Origin of the sequence: Dietzia sp. DQ11-38-2 (assembly GCF_014145055.1) — a bacterium.
Classification (GTDB): domain Bacteria; phylum Actinomycetota; class Actinomycetes; order Mycobacteriales; family Mycobacteriaceae; genus Dietzia.
In genome coordinates, this window is record NZ_JAALDW010000495.1 from 15,454 (window position 1) to 30,833 (window position 15,380).

Consider the following 15,380-nt stretch of genomic DNA (forward strand, 5'->3'; position numbering starts at 1 on the left):
TTAGGGCTCCCGACCCAGCCTCCGTTTGGCTGTTCAGTCCACTTCACCGTCGGAGTGAATCCTGGACTTACCTCAAGACTGGCGCGGTTCTCGCTGAACCGCAGCACGCCGGTCCGCTGCGGGCTTTGAACCTGACCGTCCGAGGCAACGACTTGAAACTGACCGATGGACTCGGCGATCGGGTCTGGGAACTTCTCGAACGCCACAGGCAGAATCCTACCGGGGTCAGGAGCTATCGGCGTGCGGTCCGTCAGTTCCGCTGGCTGCGGCCCTGATCTGCCCTAGGGCAGTTCCATATCTAACAGCCCCGCATATTCAACCGTTTGGGAAAGCCGCTGAGCATACTGCTCCCCTGCCCACAACGCCGCTCGTTGGCCCAGCTCCGGGAGCAGTAGGAGCATCGCAATAGCCATCAGTGTGATGATGGACTTCTTCCAGCGGCGGGGAATCAGCCCCTTACCAATCCTCAAGACATCAATCCCGGTCACACCGTGAAGAGTTGCATGTGCCTACGACAGCGACAGAAAATGCAGGTTCACCTCGTGTTTCGTCACCCAGATTCCGCTTCACTGAAGGCACCCGAGCCGAGACTGCAGACCGTCTTTACAGGCGTCATATTTGACGGTCCCCTGCTGCGCAACAGCCAATGATCGGACCGATACCCACTCCATCCTGGTCAGAGCGTCTCGCAAGATTGTGCCGCATCAGCGAGTCGCGCGAAGCACGACGCATACCAACGCGCGCCGCTGACGCATCCCAGACTGGGGAGAACGTTTCCAGCAAGGTGGAGCATGGCATACAGCTACATGACCCGAGAAGCCGGATTCAATGCCGGAGTGTGACAGGTAGTGGGCACAATTGCGGGATGGCACGTAACAACCGGGCAAGCAAGAAGCGCCACCAGAAATCGTCTGCGGACAAGCCGCTCGCGAAAGAGTTACACCCAGAACTGAATGCCACGTTCTACACCGCTGACCCCGCAGCCTTTCTGCGGTTACGAATCGAAGCGCTGTCACTGATGGCCTTATCGCAGGAGCAACTGCGGCCTGTCTACGCGGCCGAGCGCCAGATCGGAAGCCTGAGCATTCCACCGACCGGCCCCCCCGAGGACGACGAGCGGGAGCGCTACATCGCGACTGAAGCTGAAATGATCATCCACCACGCCGCTGAGATGGTCCTACGCATGTTTTTTGCCCATGCGGAAGCACCAGACTGCCCATGGATCGGTATGGCGTCCTCGACGAGCTTTTCGGCCTTCAAGGACAAGGTCGAAAAGGCCCTCGAAGACGGGTTCAATAGGGAAGACGTCGCGCTCGTTTTTCTTGGTGGAAGTGACCCACGAGATGCAGCGATCGCCGCTACTGATGAAGAGTTCGAGAACACCGTCGACGCCGTTCGACTACTGCTTCGGTTCAGCGCACACCGCCTACTCAACGAATCGTTTCTCTACAACGCCGCCAAGCACGGATTGACGATGGTTCAGCTGGACGACAGCACCAAGATGACGCTCCAGACCGGCGGGGAAGAGATCGAACTCCATGCCGGTCGCATGCACACTTACCTGCACAAGCCAGCGAGCCCGAAGGCCCCAAAAGAGGGTCCGAAATGGCACCTGAGTATGACCGGTTGCCTCCCAGACCAAGACTTAGCGGTGGCGACTGCGATCTACCATGCGGTCCAAAACCTCTGGCAGGTAGCCCGCCGCCGGTACACCGCGCAACGTGGATGGACCGTTCCCGCTCTGGTGGACACCCGGAGATGAGCGGTGAGTTCCCCCAAGATAGAGGGAGCGGATTATGGGATCTACTCGTCGGAGCTTCACTGCCGAGTACAAGGCCAACGCGGTAAGTTTGGTCATCGATGATGGCCGTGCGATCGCCGAAGTTGCACGCAGTATCGGCGTTCACGAGATGACGTTGGGGAAATGGGTGAAGAAGACTCGAGACGAGGGAAACGGTGAGTCTGACCGCCCGTTGAATGAGGACGAGCGGGCGGAACTCGAGCGCCTTCGCGAAGAAGTGAAGCACGCCCGGATGGAGGTGGAGTTCGCAAAAAAAGTAGCGACCTGGTTCGCGAAAGACCCGCGGTGAAATTCGCGGCTATCGCGGACTGGGCTGAATCCGATTCATATCCGGTCACGTTCATGTGTGCTCAACTCGGCGTATCGACTTCTGGCTACTACAAGTGGCGCGGCAAGTCGCGCTCAGCTCGAGACCTCCGAGACGACGAGTTAACAGCGCTGATCGAGTACCACTACGAGCACCTCAACGGCCGTCCCGGCGTTCGGCGCATGCGTGCGGAACTCGCCGCCGGCGGCCACCGGGTCTCGCACAAGCGGGTGTGGCGGCTCATGAAGGTCGCAGGTCTGGAAGGCCGCCACCCGAAGGCGTGGAAACGCACCACCGTCGCCGGAGACAGCCCCGTTGGGGCACCTGACCTCATCGGCCGCGACTTCACGGCGGCCGAGGCGAACACCAAATGGTGCGGCGATATTACTTACGTACGGACCTGGAACGGCTGGGCGTACCTGGCCACCGTCATCGATCTGCACTCCCGGATGGTCGTCGGATGGGCCGTGGCCGACCACATGCGAACCGAGCTGGTCACCGACGCACTGGACATGGCCATCGCTCGTCGTCGACCACCCGGAAAAGTCATATTCCACAGCGATCGCGGAACTCAATACACGTCCACCGACTTCGATAAGTACTGCACGAAAAACAATATCCGACGATCATTGGGGCGCACTGGCATTTGTTTCGACAACGCGGTCGCAGAATCATTCTTCGCGAGCTACAAGAAGGAACTCATTCACACGCGCCCGTGGCCCACTCTAAAAGCACTCAAAAAGAGCACATTCACCTGGATTGAGGAGTACTACAATAGGGCCCGACGACATTCCACACTGGGCTATTTGACACCAGCCGAGTTTGAACTAGGATTCAGAGACATATACGAACTCGCCGCTTAATTGCAGTGGCCACTTTAGCGGGAACACTCCAGGTCGATGCCGCTGTCCTGCAGACGGGCGTACTCGGTGAGCACCTCCGCCTTGGTAGGCGCGAGGATCGCGTCCAGGCGCCGCAGGATCGTGAACGGCAGGATCACATCGCCGTACTGATTGGGCTGGTACGGGCCTCGCAGTTTGTTGGCGATGGACCAGATGAAGGCGGCATTCGTGGTGGGCAACTCGGGGTGGTCCTTAATCGAGGATGGCTGACTACTTAAACGTAGTGGTCGCCCTTGTCGCACGTGGTCAAGACGCACCGCCGCCAGAATCGGGCGCATTGGACATCAATGGCCATTGACCACAGACAGATGTCCGTGATGAGATGGGCGGATCGGAGACAAGCTGCCCCGAGCCGAAAGAAGGGAGGTCGACCGAGTCGCTAACGCGGCTCTGCAGACCGACCAGGCGTCGGGTGCAGCTTCGGTCTCTCGATATGAACAAAATTCCGCCCGCACGGCTCGGTGCGCCACGACGCGCAGACCAGCCGGTCGATGACCGCTCGCCGACGCGCATCCACCTGTCTCTGCCCGGGTGGCTTGTCCGCGAGTTGTACGGAGCCGCGCTCCGTGAACACCGCTCAGTCTCATCCGTCGCCGCCCTGGCGTTAACGGATTTCCTCGACGTCGTCGAACCACCGGAGGCGTCTGAAGCGTAGAGAAGCCGCGCAGGGGCGCGCATCGAAGTACCCCAGTAACCGCTGCTCCAGCCACTTATCTGAAGTGGGGGCGGCGACTCCTGCTGCGAAATCGCCACGAGCCGGGCGGCAACCCGGCTCGTGATCACGCGAAGCGCTCAGGCTTCACACCAATTCTTCTCTCCTGAAGGAGACAACGTCATCATGACGCATACCCATTCGCAGGTCAATGGCGATGCCTTGACCACGTCAGACAACAAACCCTCGGGATCAGCGCGTCTCGCCTCGCTACTTGAGGTGACGGCGGAGCTACGTCAAGGAAAGGACTCGGAGCGGACGGTCCCGTTCGCCGAGGTGACTTGGCACGATGTCGCTGACTCGAACCCGTTCCGTACCTTCCACGCCTATAAGGGGCGTCTGCACTACGACGGGCTGTGGTGGTCCTCCACCGTTGGCAAGCACGTCGGCTATGAGTCGCTACACGAGCGGTCATTCCTGGCTACTGCGGACGCCGATCCCGACGTAGTGCACATTGCTTCTCAGCCGTTGCAGGTCTCAGGCCCTGATCTGGTCAGCGACCGTCTACGTACCCGGATCCCGGACTATCTGCTGACCTATGCGGACGGCTCCGTGGAATTGGTCGATGTCACCACGCCGAAACGAGCAGAAACCGAGCGTGTCGCCGAGGCCAGTGCCTGGCTTCGCCAGGCGTGCCGGCTACGTGGATGGCACTACCGACTGTGGACAGGTGATGACCCGGTGCGACTGCGAAACACGCTTCACGTGGCTGGCTACCGCAATCCGCGACTGGTTGACTCTGACGACCTCCGCATCGTGCGAGAGGCGGTGCCTACGTCTGGTATCTCGTTCAGGCAGCTTCTGAGCGACTTGCCGCCCCGGGTCGAGCGGTACCGAATTGTCCCGGCGGCGCTGCACGTGGTGTGGCACGGCCATCTCAGCTTCGACTGGTCAGAACAGCTCAAGCGGAGCACTGTGCTGTGGCCTGCGGTGGCATCGACCGACGAGAGGGCGGCCTGATGTGCGCGATATGGGTGCCGACGGTGGGCAGCACCGTAAGGGTGCAGGACGAGCTGATGACCTACGTCAAGAATGAAGGCACAAACGTCGTGTTGCGCTCTCTGACGTCGAGGTTGATCACGACGATGAGCTTTGTGGAGTTCGTCACGGTCGTAAAGCAAGCGAATCCTGCGCACGAGACCTCGATGGTCACGGGTGTCGACCTGCTCGCTCCCGAGGAACGGGACGACTTGGAGAAACTCGTCCGGCAACTCGCCTGGATCATCAACCCAGTCGATGACCCGGATGCGCCAGCACAGGTTGAGCAACGGGTAGCAGCGGTAGCGGAGGCAATGGGTGTATCCACACGAACAGTGCGTCGCAAGCTGAAGAGGTTTCGCGAATCCGGAGCTAATGGCTTGGTATCGGGGGACGTCACACGCCGGCGGGCGTTTCGCACGGATCAGCGGTGGACCGAGATCGCGCGCGAGGTCGTCGGCGAGCAGGTCCGCCAGACAACCAGTAGTCGCAAGAATGTGATGTGGGAAATCAACCTCAGGTTCCGACAGGAGTGCGGCGACGAGGCGGAACTTCCCAGCCAATCGACCCGCTATCGGCGATTGGAGGACATCGCAAAGGGCGCGGGAACCTTTGCGTCTACGAAGCGTCGGGCATCGGTGGCCGACGCGCCGAAGACCGCCCATGGGCAGATGGACATCACGCGCCCCGGCCAACTAGTGGTTCTCGATTCTCACCGGATCGACATCCTCGTCGTCGTGCCCAAGACGCGACTGCACGAAGACATAGTCACACGCGTGGAACTCGCCGCGGGGATGGACTACGGCACACGAACCATCGTCGGCGTCGTCACGAGTCCGTACAACAATCGCGTCGACGTGGGCAACGTCATCATGCAGGCATGTTCGGTGATGCCAGCCCCTGAAGAGATCCCCGAAGAGGCCGCATGGCGCTACAGGGGAGTTCCCCAGCAGATATCGGTCCCCGCGGGAGAGGTCTGGGGCATGCCCTACGTGGGCCCCGAGGCGATCCTGACCGACCGGGGAAAACCGTACGTGTCAGAGCACGTGGTGTCAGTGTGCCAAGAACTGGGTATTTCGGTATACACGGCGCAGCCCTACAAACCGACTGACAAAGCCGTTCTGGAGAGGTTCTTCGGCACCCTGATTTCCGGGCTGATCTCGATGCTGCCCGGATACGTGGGCAGCGATCCAACCCTCCGCGGGCTGAACGTCGACAAAGAGGACTTACTGACCATCCACGAGCTGGACAACCTGATCCGGCAGTGGATCTGCACGGTCTATCACCACAACAAACAGTCCGGACTGACGTTTGCAGGAATGCCGCAACGAGACATGTCACCGGCAGAGATGTACGAAGCATCCATCGCGTGTCATGGACTGCCCCGGCTCCTCGTTCGACCCGGTGACTGGATCAAATTTCTGCCGAAAGTCGCCCGCACGATTCAGCACTACGGAGTCCAGTGGGACAACAGGATCTACGACGGGCTTGCCTTAGACGCCTACCGCCACCGGCAGTCCACCGAGCCCCGGGTCCGACGGCCGGACCAGTTCCGTTTCGCCTACGACGTCAACGACATCCGGAAAATCTACTTCCAAGACCCGGAGACGAACGAGATCCACACACTGTGGTGGACGCAAGCACGGGGCCTGGATGCGCCGTTCAGCGATGCCATGATGCAACTGGTCCGAGCCATCGGGGCGGAAGATCTACCCGACAGCTGGATGAGGGAACGCGAATTCCTTGAGGCAGTGCTTCCGACGATCCGCAAGGACCGCCAGCTGCGCTCGCGTGTGACGAGCGATGGATCCCGGTTGCCGGAAGTCATGGGAAAGCTCGCCGAGGCGGATAAGGAGTGGGCTCGAATACCCCTTCATGATGAGCTCCCACCGATCGAGGACGAGCCCGTCGATGACCTCGACGACCCGGACGGCGAAGACGACGTGTTCGACGACTTTTCCCTATTGGCGATCGCTGATGAGGACGACGAGTGGGCGGGTGCTGTTGATGAGCAATGATCCGCACAAAAAGACCTGGAAGGCATGGCAGAAATACTGCGATACCCCCTATCTGCAGAGGCCCGACATCAAGACCCGAGACCAGCTTGCTGCGATGAAACCATCGGAGCTAAGTAGCTACAACGAGCAACGCAAGCGCTACCACTCCTTCATGGCCCCCGTGCAGACCTCGCTCATGCGCGAGGTTCACGACATCGTTGAGTTGGTCCGTTCGACAAACCCGGTCGGGGGCTACGCGGCGCGAAACGCCGTGGTCATCGACGGCGCCCCCACCGTGGGCAAGACCACCGCCATCACGCACTTCGCCCGCACAGTGGACCGCCGCTCACGGCAGAGCAACGGCGACCGCACGGATTCGGGAGCCTATCGGATCCCCACAGTGCTGATCGGTCTCAGTGGGAACCCCTCGATGAAAGACATGTCCCGGTCGATCGCCACGTTCCTCGGCGTGCCGGAAGCCAAACGAACCGGTGAGAGATGGACGGCGGACGCCATGGGTGCACTCGCAAACGCCGAAACCGAATTTCTAATCATCGACGATCTGCACTGCATCAACGCCGGTAGTAAAGACGGGCAGGCCCTGACCGACCACCTCAAGAGGCTGCTCGATGACTTTGCGGGAACATGCGTCTACGCCGGCGTCGACCTCGACGACAAGGGCCTGTATGACACCACCGGTCGACGTACCCACGGCCGGATGGACCAGACCGCACGACGCTGGACACTAGTCCGGGGCGAGAGAATCTCTGCCGCGAACAAATCCGGACAGGCCGAATGGAAGCAACTGGTCGCGACCCTGGAGTCTCAACTGGCGCTATGTGCCCACCCGCAAGGCCAGCTTGTTGACTCTTGGGACCTGCTCTACGAGCGAACCACCGGGAGTGTCGGAACGCTGGTCGAACTATTGAAACGTGCAGCCTTTCTAGCGATGCAAACCGGCGCTGAACAGATCGACGAGCAGCTGATCAACCGGACACCGCTCCCGGTTGGTGCCGATGCAGCGCGACGAGCCACTGCGGCGGAACTGCGCGCTTTCACGGGGCGGGGCAGGAAGGACAAAGGTCATGCTCGGTGACCCAGCGCCTATGGCGATCACCAGGATGATGAAGCCGGGACAGGACCTTCACAGCTTCATCGAAGCTGTTGCCGGCGCCAACGGCCTATCCACCAGAGAGCTTCTAAGAGCACTCGGTGTCGGTGTGTCGGGCCGGCCGTATGAACTGATCGAGCAGGCTCAAAGACCGTACGAAACCATGGGGATCGCCTTCGGGGTGCCCGCAGGGGAGCTCGAACTGGCCACGTTCGCATCTCTGCCGCACCGAGAGCTCAAGGCCAGTGACGGCGTGGTCCCTGCCACCTTCGACAACCGCGGCGAACGTACCCGCGGCCGCAAGATCTTCCGACGTTCCGGGGCCCGATGGTGCCCGGAGTGCCTTCGAGAACGGGATGGCTCGTGGCGCCTTTCCTGGTTCCTGCCAGTCAGCGTGGCATGCATCAAACACGCGGTTCTATTGAACGACCGGTGCCCGGTTTGTGATCGGATTCCGCACTCAGGAGAGAACCGACTAAGCGTCGTACCAGCGAACCCCAACCGATGTCTGCACGTCAGCCCTGACAAGAACGTTACGGTCGCCCGGACACGGATCACGCCTCGATGCAACGCTGACCTCACCTTGGCTGCCTCGACCTACCTCGGCCCAGACCATCCGTACGTCGCGGCCCAGCGGGTGATGAATGAGATCCTTGCGCGCCTAGCCGACCACGGAATGGTGCAGGCTTGCGGGCTCACTGTGCCCGTCCACGACGTCCTATCGTCGGCAATCCAGATCATCAACGCGCTGGTAATGAACGAGTCGGACCTGACTATCGCAGTGACGTCGAACATCGCTCCGGGCCGGCGCATCAGCGCAGGTACCGGATACGTCGCCGGCGAACACGGAAACGGCCCCGGCCCCATCTACGGCTCACAACTCTCCGCGGCAGAATACGGGGCTCTCATGACCAGCGCGATCGATGTCATCTCCGCGCCGTCGCTGGACGTGGCAGCACACGCACTCGAGCGGTACGAAGATCTCGGTCACCCCCCTCCAGTGCCTGGCAGTGGCCAAATACGGCCCGTGCCCCAACAGCAGAGCCGCAACCGGGGCAACCTCACCGCAGCGATTCGCATCCGATCGAGACAAGAACAGATGAAAGTGGCAGACAGGCTGACACACCGCACCAGTGCCCGGGTGCCCCGTCTCCCGGCCGAAGACTACTTCGCTCGACCCGGCTGGCCCTACACCGAGACCGCCCTGCAGTCTCTGAGCAGTCGGCACCTGCCACAGTCGATATGGCCAGACGTCCTCAGTGCCTTGCCGGCCGTGTCGGCGAAGGACACTGGGGCCGCTGCGGTGACTTATTCCATGCTTCTCGCTCGCATCGGAACCAGGGAGCGCTGGTTCGAACTAGCGGCCAGCTTTAATCTCCCGCGATCGGCGGCGCGCACGGTAAGTGCGCACCTTCAGCGATTAGACGAACGAGGAGTCCTAGAGGAGGCGCTCGACCTACTTGACCGGCAGTGGGAGTCACTTCTTCGAAACCCGCCACCGATCGACTACGACCGTCGCCGATGGACATTTCGGCGGCCGCCAGCGCTCGACGGCCGACTACTGGAGGACCTGAAACGTCTCGGGTTCATGCTCACGCCCAACCGTGAACGTCTGCTAGCGACCCGCCTCTGGGAGCTACTCACGGGCAGCGACAACCGTTATTCGGTGCTCGCCGAACCGCTAGCGGCTGGCAGAGAACGCACTGAGTATCGGCACATGCTGATTGAGCATTCGTCGATACTGCACGATCCGCTTCAGGCAGCAGGACGACGACAACTTCAGGTGCACGGCATCCGTGAGCCACTGGAATGGAGCCCGATCTCGGACAACCCTGACGAAGCCCCCAGCTTCCCCGCCGACCCTAGGGGAGAAACCCCAGAACCCTCAGGCCCACCGCAACCCCTTGCAGCTGCCACTCTCGCAAAGTCGAGCATGGCGGACAAAGCGCTCAACACCGCAACGTTGCTGAACCGAGTGAGAGACGAGCCAGAGTCATTTACGCGTCGTCTCACAACCTTTCGGGACGTGTTGACCGGCGATCAGTGGTCATCCGACGGGAAGTATCTGATCGGCCACCAAGTGAAACGCCTGATCCCCGATTTCCGGTGCCACCACCTTTCCGAGTCGCACGTTGAAGACATAGCCACGTTCTTACATGCGGCCGTCGGGTTTCTTCCACCGTGGCAACCGGACCACCAGGAGGCCGTCGTCCCAGGGGAAGTAGAGTTCCCGGAGGTACCTGACCAATCCAGCGCTTCATGAAGCTCGCAATGCAGCTCGCGGGCGTACGAAGTAGAGCCCTCGAATATGCCAAGCATGGCCGGGGTGCTGTCACTATGGAGCTATGGACAATTTGTCGTCTTCACCGGCCTCCCCTGGTGGTTCTCTATCGCCGCGTGCAGAACTGGCCGAGTTCATCTCCAGCCAGGAGACGCGGATCGGTGACGTGTACAACCTTTCGGAGGAAGGCCTGGACGCGCGAGGCATTGCCGACCGCCTGAACGTCGACACCCCAGGTTTCGTCTACCAGTACCAGGCGCAGATCGCTGCGGCCCTTGATGGCAGGGCGCCCTCTGGTCCCTCAATGCTGAAGTCGGTGGCGTCCGCTCTCAACGGACTCGTCAAACGATCTAAGGGCGTGCTTTCGCCCGAAGCATTGGAACTGCTCACCAGTAACAGAGCCAGAATTGCCTTGGCGATTGAAGAACTGGATCCCGCAGAGGAGGCGCAGGCCGAAGCCGAAGACGAGCAACGAGAAGAAGGCCAACTTGACGAGTTGGCAGGAGTGACAGGGATCTACGCGTTTTCCTACGGTTGGTACCTCGATAACCCACTCAGCGATGAGAACGACCGCACCCTGATCAAAGTTGGACGCGCCCGGGACGTCGCGGCTCGTATACGGCAGCATCGAGCCGGGGCTCGAACGCACATACCGGAACCGCTGGTGACAGTAAGGGTCTTCGGAACTGGTGACCGCGATGTCGAGAAGGTTGAGCGATCGTTCCAGCGTCTTCTCAAGTCCGCAGGCCACACCAACCCGCGACGAGATACAAGCGGCAGAAATCGAAAGAACGAAGTAGGGGAAGAGTGGTACCTGACCAACCGCGAGTTCCTAGACGCAGTCGCTGCGGCGCTGGAACTGAGGACGATCTACGCGGCTTGAACCTCTAGCCGCCTGATTGATTTTCGTAGCATTCGTCCCCGTCCGCGGCGGTAATCCCAGGGCTGCTCGATGCAACTATTCCTGTTGCGAGCGGCGGCCGAGCAGTCTGAACTTCGAGGGCTCTCGGTCCTGAAGCCCGACCAACTCTTCGATCCGTGACCATGTCACGACCTTCCGGATGGCCGCGCACTGGGCGGAGAAGTTGGGCCCAGCGGCATCGGACGCAGCAACTGCCGTTTTCACCACTGCGGGTTTCTCTCCGAGTGCTTCGGCCATCCAGATCAAGGCAGGGGCGCAGCGGAGGCTGTTGTAGGCCGCTCTTGCATCGCGACCGCGTGTCTTTCGCCCGTAGGCGCCAGGACCATCGATCTCGGACATCCAGCCGACCATGTGGTCACGTTGATTGCGGTACTTGGTGCGCGGGTCTGGCGAGCCCTGCCTATGGTTCTTCTCGTATGCGGTGGTGATAGGCGGGTTGGGGGGCAATCTTGCAAGCACCTTCGCGAAATCTCGACCTTTCATGCGGCGATTCTACTTCTATGCGGGCTCGTCAGCCGTTTGCAGGAAGGTCACATTTTCCAGGTTCACTGAGTACCTAAATAGTTACAAATTTGAAACGGCCTCGGTCTCGGTGTCCTCATCGTCGTCTTCGGAGCCAGCAACGATGACCTGGGTTGTTGAAGGGCGTTCTACGTACCACCGTTTCAAGGCCCAAGATTGTAGGCGGCGTCCGCGCTCCCTGACTTGCTCCGGCGTCCAGTCGTCCACCTCGGCTATTTCCCGCTCCTGAGCTAGCCGGGAAGTGGCATAGCAAGGCCCCTTGGCCTGCGCCGATCCCTTCTTTCGGTCGAAAGAATGATTGCTGTAATGAGAGTTGTCATCGGTAAGCACTAGATTGCCGATACTGTTGACGAGCGTCGTGTGTTCCTCCTGCGAAAAGGCACTCCATTGACCAGAGTCCCAGTTCGGATTCTGCGGAAGAATGTGTTCAGTTGTTCGACCTCGGTTAGAGCTATCTGCATAGGTAGAGAATGGGGGGACATCGTCAACTCTTGATGCCAAGGATAGCTCGTACTCGTATAGGAAGTATTTGTGGCTTCGTCGCAAGTACCAATTCTGGGTCGATGAGAGCCCAGCTCGGATTATTTCGTCGTTGGCGTAGTCGAGCGTGAAGTGGGTGATTTGTTGTAGGGTCTCGCCCGTCGACTTTCGGCCGCAGTAGAGTTCGTGGGCCAACGTGTTTAGGCGGGAACTCCCGGTATTAGTGCGTCGCTGGCCGATCAGGTAGACGCGCGCAGCGTAGCGCTCGCAGGCGTCTAGGAGGCGGGTGTAGAACTTCCCGTCTCCGGGGTGTAACAAGCGCGCGGCGAAGATGAGTGGCATGAATGGTGCGATGGTGTCGGTGCGTTTCAAACGAGCCGCGCTGCTTCTGGCTTCGCGGAGAGAGATCGAGTTGCCGAAGGACTGATATTTGGCTTCAAGACTGTGGAATTCTGCGGCAAACATAGCGCACTGCTCAAGGCTCCGCACGTACGAGCGCACGTCTTGAACCAATCTAATAGGTCCTTCAGGGTTCTTGTCTTCTCCGCCTCGTGAAGACAGGCGAGCGGAACCCGGGACGTAGCGTTCCCTTGCGAAGCGTTGTTTGATTGAGACTGAGCCCTTCCAATTCTGTGCTCTCGGTTGATGGGTAGCAAGCCAGTGGGCGCGAAGCACCAGAGACTCATCGGTGTCTTGGCTCGCTAGGAGGGCATAGATGTTGGACCATGCTTGGTTGATTTCGCGTGCCAATGTCCCGCGTGAGTTTTCCGGAGCATAATCAGCGAGAAAGAGTAGGTAGTTTTTAATTTTCTCCATGGAGGTCAGAGGGCGTCCTCGGCCATTGAGGGTTTCGAAGATTTCTCCCGCGTGAGAACTGGGTTCAATCTCATAGATGAGGAAGTGCAGCCCGTGGGTCAAGCGGGTTTGAAGGCGCTGGAGGACGCGAAGCGCGTCGTTTGGGTCGAGGTCTGCAGTCAGTTCATCGAGCTTAATTCGGAAAAAGTCCTTCGCGCCATCTAGGCGGATTTCACCCTCTGTGAGTATCTGTTTGGATTGCTGGCCATTGCCGAGGATGACTTCCATCCAATGCTTGTTGAGATCCTCCCCGAGCTGGAGGCGTGCTTGTGGTAGGCCGCCGACGACCAGGCGGCCGTAGGACTTTTCGAGATTTTCAGCGCGGGGCGCCGCGAGATCATGGGGCAGCTTGAGAAGCGCTTGCCGCAGTTCGGCGATTAAGATTAGGCATGTCGTTAGCCTCTGTTGGCCGTCGACTACCTCGCATTCCACGTAGACATCTCCAGCATCGTCCATGACCTCCCGGTCGAGGTCTTTCAGGACGAGAGTGCCGGTGTAGTGCTTGGACTTGTCGGTCATCAAGTCCAAGTCGTGCCACAGGTCTTCCAGCTGTTGCGTCTGCCAAGAGTAGGGCCGCTGGTAGTCCGGCACTACGAAGCGGCGCCCATTTAGGACTTGCGGTAAGGCTTGTGCGGAGTTGGGAGTCATGTTCCTCATCAGTTCGACTGTTCGGCTGGGGGCGGCTGGCGCCCGCCGAGGTAGGGGTGCAGGCTGTTTCAGCGAGCAATAGTGGAGTTCGGTAATCGGGTTTACAGGTCTATGCTTGTGGCAAGGTGAGGCAGAACACTCAGGGCGCGTCTAGCCCGCTCTACTCTAGTCGGAGCCAGCACGCCCGAATGGTGGTTAACCCACAGGAAAGAAGAGTTTCTTGGGATTCCGCTAGTGCCCTGAATCGCCAACAACTGCCGATAAATTCTGTCTTGCGGGGTGGTGCGGGGAGGGCGGGGCGCTATTTGGGCCGGGCCGCGCTAGGCCGGATTGTCGGAGGTGCCGCGTCCCGTCATTGGTGCAGGGTTGGGCGAGTGACCCCTTGGGACTAGCTCTTCCTCTTGGTCGCCATTAGAGCAGGGCCGGATCCGCCCACCGCTACGAACACCTAGGTGGTGCCGACTACGCACACGCATTCACGGTGGAAGCCTGGCCCGGATCTTTGCGAACCGGTACCGAGACTGGGTGCCGGCAGGCGAGGCTCAAGCGACCAGTGGGTGAGAAATCAGATCAATTGAGTCGCAGCGGAGTCGGCCGCTACGTTGCCAACGATCTGTCAGCAGCTCGGGAATTGCCAATCTGGTGGCAATCTACGCCTGACAGATAGGTGGCAACGCGCTGGTGGATCGGAAGCTAACTGACAAGTTGAATGAGAGCCGACATGCCGTGTCGGTTTTCAAACAATCTGTCAGTTTCTCACCGGTGTGTCGCACGGTTCGCAGGGACATGTCACCTCCGGTGGCAGGGTGTCCTGATTGACGCTGATTCTCCCGTCTGAGGAGGGGAACAGGGGCCAGGTGCTCCGATCCGGAAGGCGCGATCCGAATGCTGGCCCACAGAGCGCTGGAGACTCCGCGAAACTTCTTGACGTAGAAGCCAGTGCGACGATGAGTGGACGGCAGTGGTGCAACCTCGCGCAATCCAGCCATCGCCGGCGACCGTGAGCGGCCACGGGAAGACGGGCGACCTCTACGTTGCGGCGCGTTCTTGAGGAGAGGAGTGCAGTCGCTGGACCGTTCGTGAGGTGGGCACAGTGCTCGGGTCGGGGTTGGTTCCGAAGAGCCGGTCGGCGGTTCCGGCCGTGGTGACCGTGAACCAGTAGTGTTCGCTCTTGTAATGGTGCAGGCGGTGGTTGCGCCAGACCGCTCGGTACCACCGTGACTTTGGCCGATAGTCGCTGTGCAGCAGGTAGTGGGCCCATTCGTAACCCGATAGCAGCACGTAGGCAGCGACGACCATCGTGAGCGTCGCCGGCCACCCCGGCATCACCAGCCAGGCGATGCCGACGATCACCACAGGGAGATAGAGCTCGACCTGCCATGGGATGAACACCAAAGGGATAGTGCGGGGATTGCCATGGTGCTCGCGGTGCTTGCGCGATAGCAGCGGGTCGATGGTAAGGCCCGCGAGCTTCCGCGGCCGCCAGTGCAGGATGCAGACATGGATGAGCCATTCCGCGACCGGCATCGCCGCCAGTAGCCCGACGGGGATCAGCAACTCCCACCAGGAGCCGCCGCCGATGAGGCCCCGTGCGAGGATCGCCGCGGAGAGACAGGTGGCGAGGATATACGGCGAGGGGTGGCGCCAGAACTCACGGAACACCTGCCCCATGCTCTGGGAGTTGCGACGCCGAGCGCCCGCGAGGCGCGCCTCATCGTCATCGACGCGCTTACGGGCGAACTCCTCGATCTCTGGGCGGGTCATCGCGCCTCCTCCCCGGCCACGTCCAGAGCCGTCATCAGCGCGCGCGCCGTCGGAGCGAGCACCCGCTCGGCGGCCGCGCGCGCCGTGCCGGGGTCGCCAG

13 protein-coding genes and 1 pseudogene are annotated in these 15,380 nt (G+C 60.6%); 8 read left to right on the forward strand and 6 right to left on the reverse strand.

Features of this window, described 5'->3' with window-relative positions:
• Positions 1–206, reverse strand: a 206-nt coding sequence (locus G6026_RS17005; protein ID WP_206682036.1) for a hypothetical protein, incomplete at its 3' end; no start/stop codon positions are given.
• Between the two features lie 75 nt (positions 207–281).
• Entirely contained in the window at positions 282–488 is a 207-nt protein-coding gene (locus G6026_RS15535) for a hypothetical protein (protein ID WP_182613701.1), read from the reverse strand.
• Between the two features lie 377 nt (positions 489–865).
• On the opposite strand from G6026_RS15535, the gene G6026_RS15540 reads away from it, so the two are divergent.
• Genes G6026_RS15540 through G6026_RS15545 form a run of 3 tightly spaced genes read left to right on the forward strand, consistent with a single transcriptional unit; the run spans position 866 to position 2,971 of the window.
• The gene (locus tag G6026_RS15540) at positions 866–1,762 is read left to right on the forward strand and encodes a hypothetical protein (RefSeq protein WP_182613702.1); all 897 of its coding nucleotides are present in this window, start codon (positions 866–868) and stop codon (positions 1,760–1,762) included.
• 34 nt (positions 1,763–1,796) lie between these two features.
• A complete protein-coding gene (locus tag G6026_RS17010; protein ID WP_006898371.1) occupies positions 1,797–2,090 on the forward strand; it encodes a transposase in 294 nt (97 codons plus the stop codon).
• Positions 2,087–2,971, forward strand: a complete 885-nt coding sequence (locus G6026_RS15545) for an IS3 family transposase (protein WP_204650704.1) — start codon at positions 2,087–2,089, stop codon at positions 2,969–2,971. Before G6026_RS17010 ends, G6026_RS15545 begins: the two co-directional genes overlap by 4 nt.
• Before the next feature lie 59 nt (positions 2,972–3,030).
• Here the strand turns inward: G6026_RS15545 and G6026_RS15550 are convergent.
• Positions 3,031–3,189, reverse strand: a pseudogene (locus G6026_RS15550) (type I restriction-modification system subunit M N-terminal domain-containing protein); the annotation flags it as partial.
• 659 nt (positions 3,190–3,848) lie between these two features.
• On the opposite strand from G6026_RS15550, the gene G6026_RS15555 reads away from it, so the two are divergent.
• The 5 genes from G6026_RS15555 (at position 3,849) to G6026_RS15575 (ending at position 10,972) form a co-directional block, all read left to right on the forward strand.
• The gene (locus G6026_RS15555; RefSeq protein WP_241726129.1) at positions 3,849–4,682 is read left to right on the forward strand and encodes a TnsA-like heteromeric transposase endonuclease subunit; all 834 of its coding nucleotides are present in this window, start codon (positions 3,849–3,851) and stop codon (positions 4,680–4,682) included.
• A gap of 56 nt (positions 4,683–4,738) precedes the next feature.
• Positions 4,739–6,718, forward strand: a complete 1,980-nt coding sequence (locus G6026_RS15560) for a helix-turn-helix domain-containing protein (protein ID WP_241726128.1) — start codon at positions 4,739–4,741, stop codon at positions 6,716–6,718.
• Entirely contained in the window at positions 6,708–7,793 is a 1,086-nt protein-coding gene (locus G6026_RS15565; RefSeq protein ID WP_241726131.1) for a TniB family NTP-binding protein, read from the forward strand. Before G6026_RS15560 ends, G6026_RS15565 begins: the two co-directional genes overlap by 11 nt.
• Positions 7,783–10,071, forward strand: coding sequence for a TniQ family protein (locus tag G6026_RS15570; RefSeq protein ID WP_182613704.1), 2,289 nt, complete (start codon positions 7,783–7,785; stop codon positions 10,069–10,071). The genes G6026_RS15565 and G6026_RS15570 overlap by 11 nt, the downstream gene beginning before the upstream one ends.
• An 82-nt stretch (positions 10,072–10,153) precedes the next feature.
• Positions 10,154–10,972: a GIY-YIG nuclease family protein gene (locus G6026_RS15575; RefSeq protein ID WP_182613705.1), complete on the forward strand. Its 819-nt coding sequence runs from the start codon at positions 10,154–10,156 to the stop codon at positions 10,970–10,972.
• A gap of 75 nt (positions 10,973–11,047) precedes the next feature.
• On the opposite strand, the gene G6026_RS15580 is transcribed toward G6026_RS15575, so the two are convergent.
• From G6026_RS15580 to G6026_RS15590, 3 genes are all read right to left on the reverse strand, one after another.
• Positions 11,048–11,494: a hypothetical protein gene (locus G6026_RS15580; RefSeq protein WP_182613706.1), complete on the reverse strand. Its 447-nt coding sequence runs from the start codon at positions 11,492–11,494 to the stop codon at positions 11,048–11,050.
• An 81-nt stretch (positions 11,495–11,575) separates the two neighbouring features.
• Positions 11,576–13,516 (reverse strand): DUF262 domain-containing protein, encoded by a 1,941-nt coding sequence (locus G6026_RS15585; protein ID WP_182613707.1) that lies wholly within the window; start codon positions 13,514–13,516, stop codon positions 11,576–11,578.
• 1,029 nt (positions 13,517–14,545) lie between these two features.
• On the reverse strand, positions 14,546–15,280 hold the full coding sequence (locus tag G6026_RS15590; protein ID WP_107757783.1) for a sterol desaturase family protein: 735 nt from the start codon (positions 15,278–15,280) through the stop codon (positions 14,546–14,548).
• Between the last annotated feature and the right edge of the window lie 100 nt (positions 15,281–15,380).

Bases quoted from the DNA above. Each gene is read 5' to 3' on its own strand.
- G6026_RS15540 (WP_182613702.1), top strand. From the start codon at position 866: ATGGCACGTAACAACCGGGCAAGCAAGAAGCGCCACCAGAAATCGTCT.
- G6026_RS17010 (WP_006898371.1), top strand. From the start codon at position 1,797: ATGGGATCTACTCGTCGGAGCTTCACTGCCGAGTACAAGGCCAACGCG.
- G6026_RS15555 (WP_241726129.1), top strand. From the start codon at position 3,849: ATGACGCATACCCATTCGCAGGTCAATGGCGATGCCTTGACCACGTCA.
- G6026_RS15560 (WP_241726128.1), top strand. From the start codon at position 4,739: ATGACCTACGTCAAGAATGAAGGCACAAACGTCGTGTTGCGCTCTCTG.
- G6026_RS15565 (WP_241726131.1), top strand. From the start codon at position 6,708: ATGAGCAATGATCCGCACAAAAAGACCTGGAAGGCATGGCAGAAATAC.
- G6026_RS15570 (WP_182613704.1), top strand. From the start codon at position 7,783: ATGCTCGGTGACCCAGCGCCTATGGCGATCACCAGGATGATGAAGCCG.
- G6026_RS15575 (WP_182613705.1), top strand. From the start codon at position 10,154: ATGGACAATTTGTCGTCTTCACCGGCCTCCCCTGGTGGTTCTCTATCG.
- G6026_RS15580 (WP_182613706.1), bottom strand. From the start codon at position 11,494: ATGAAAGGTCGAGATTTCGCGAAGGTGCTTGCAAGATTGCCCCCCAAC.
- G6026_RS15585 (WP_182613707.1), bottom strand. From the start codon at position 13,516: ATGACTCCCAACTCCGCACAAGCCTTACCGCAAGTCCTAAATGGGCGC.
- G6026_RS15590 (WP_107757783.1), bottom strand. From the start codon at position 15,280: ATGACCCGCCCAGAGATCGAGGAGTTCGCCCGTAAGCGCGTCGATGAC.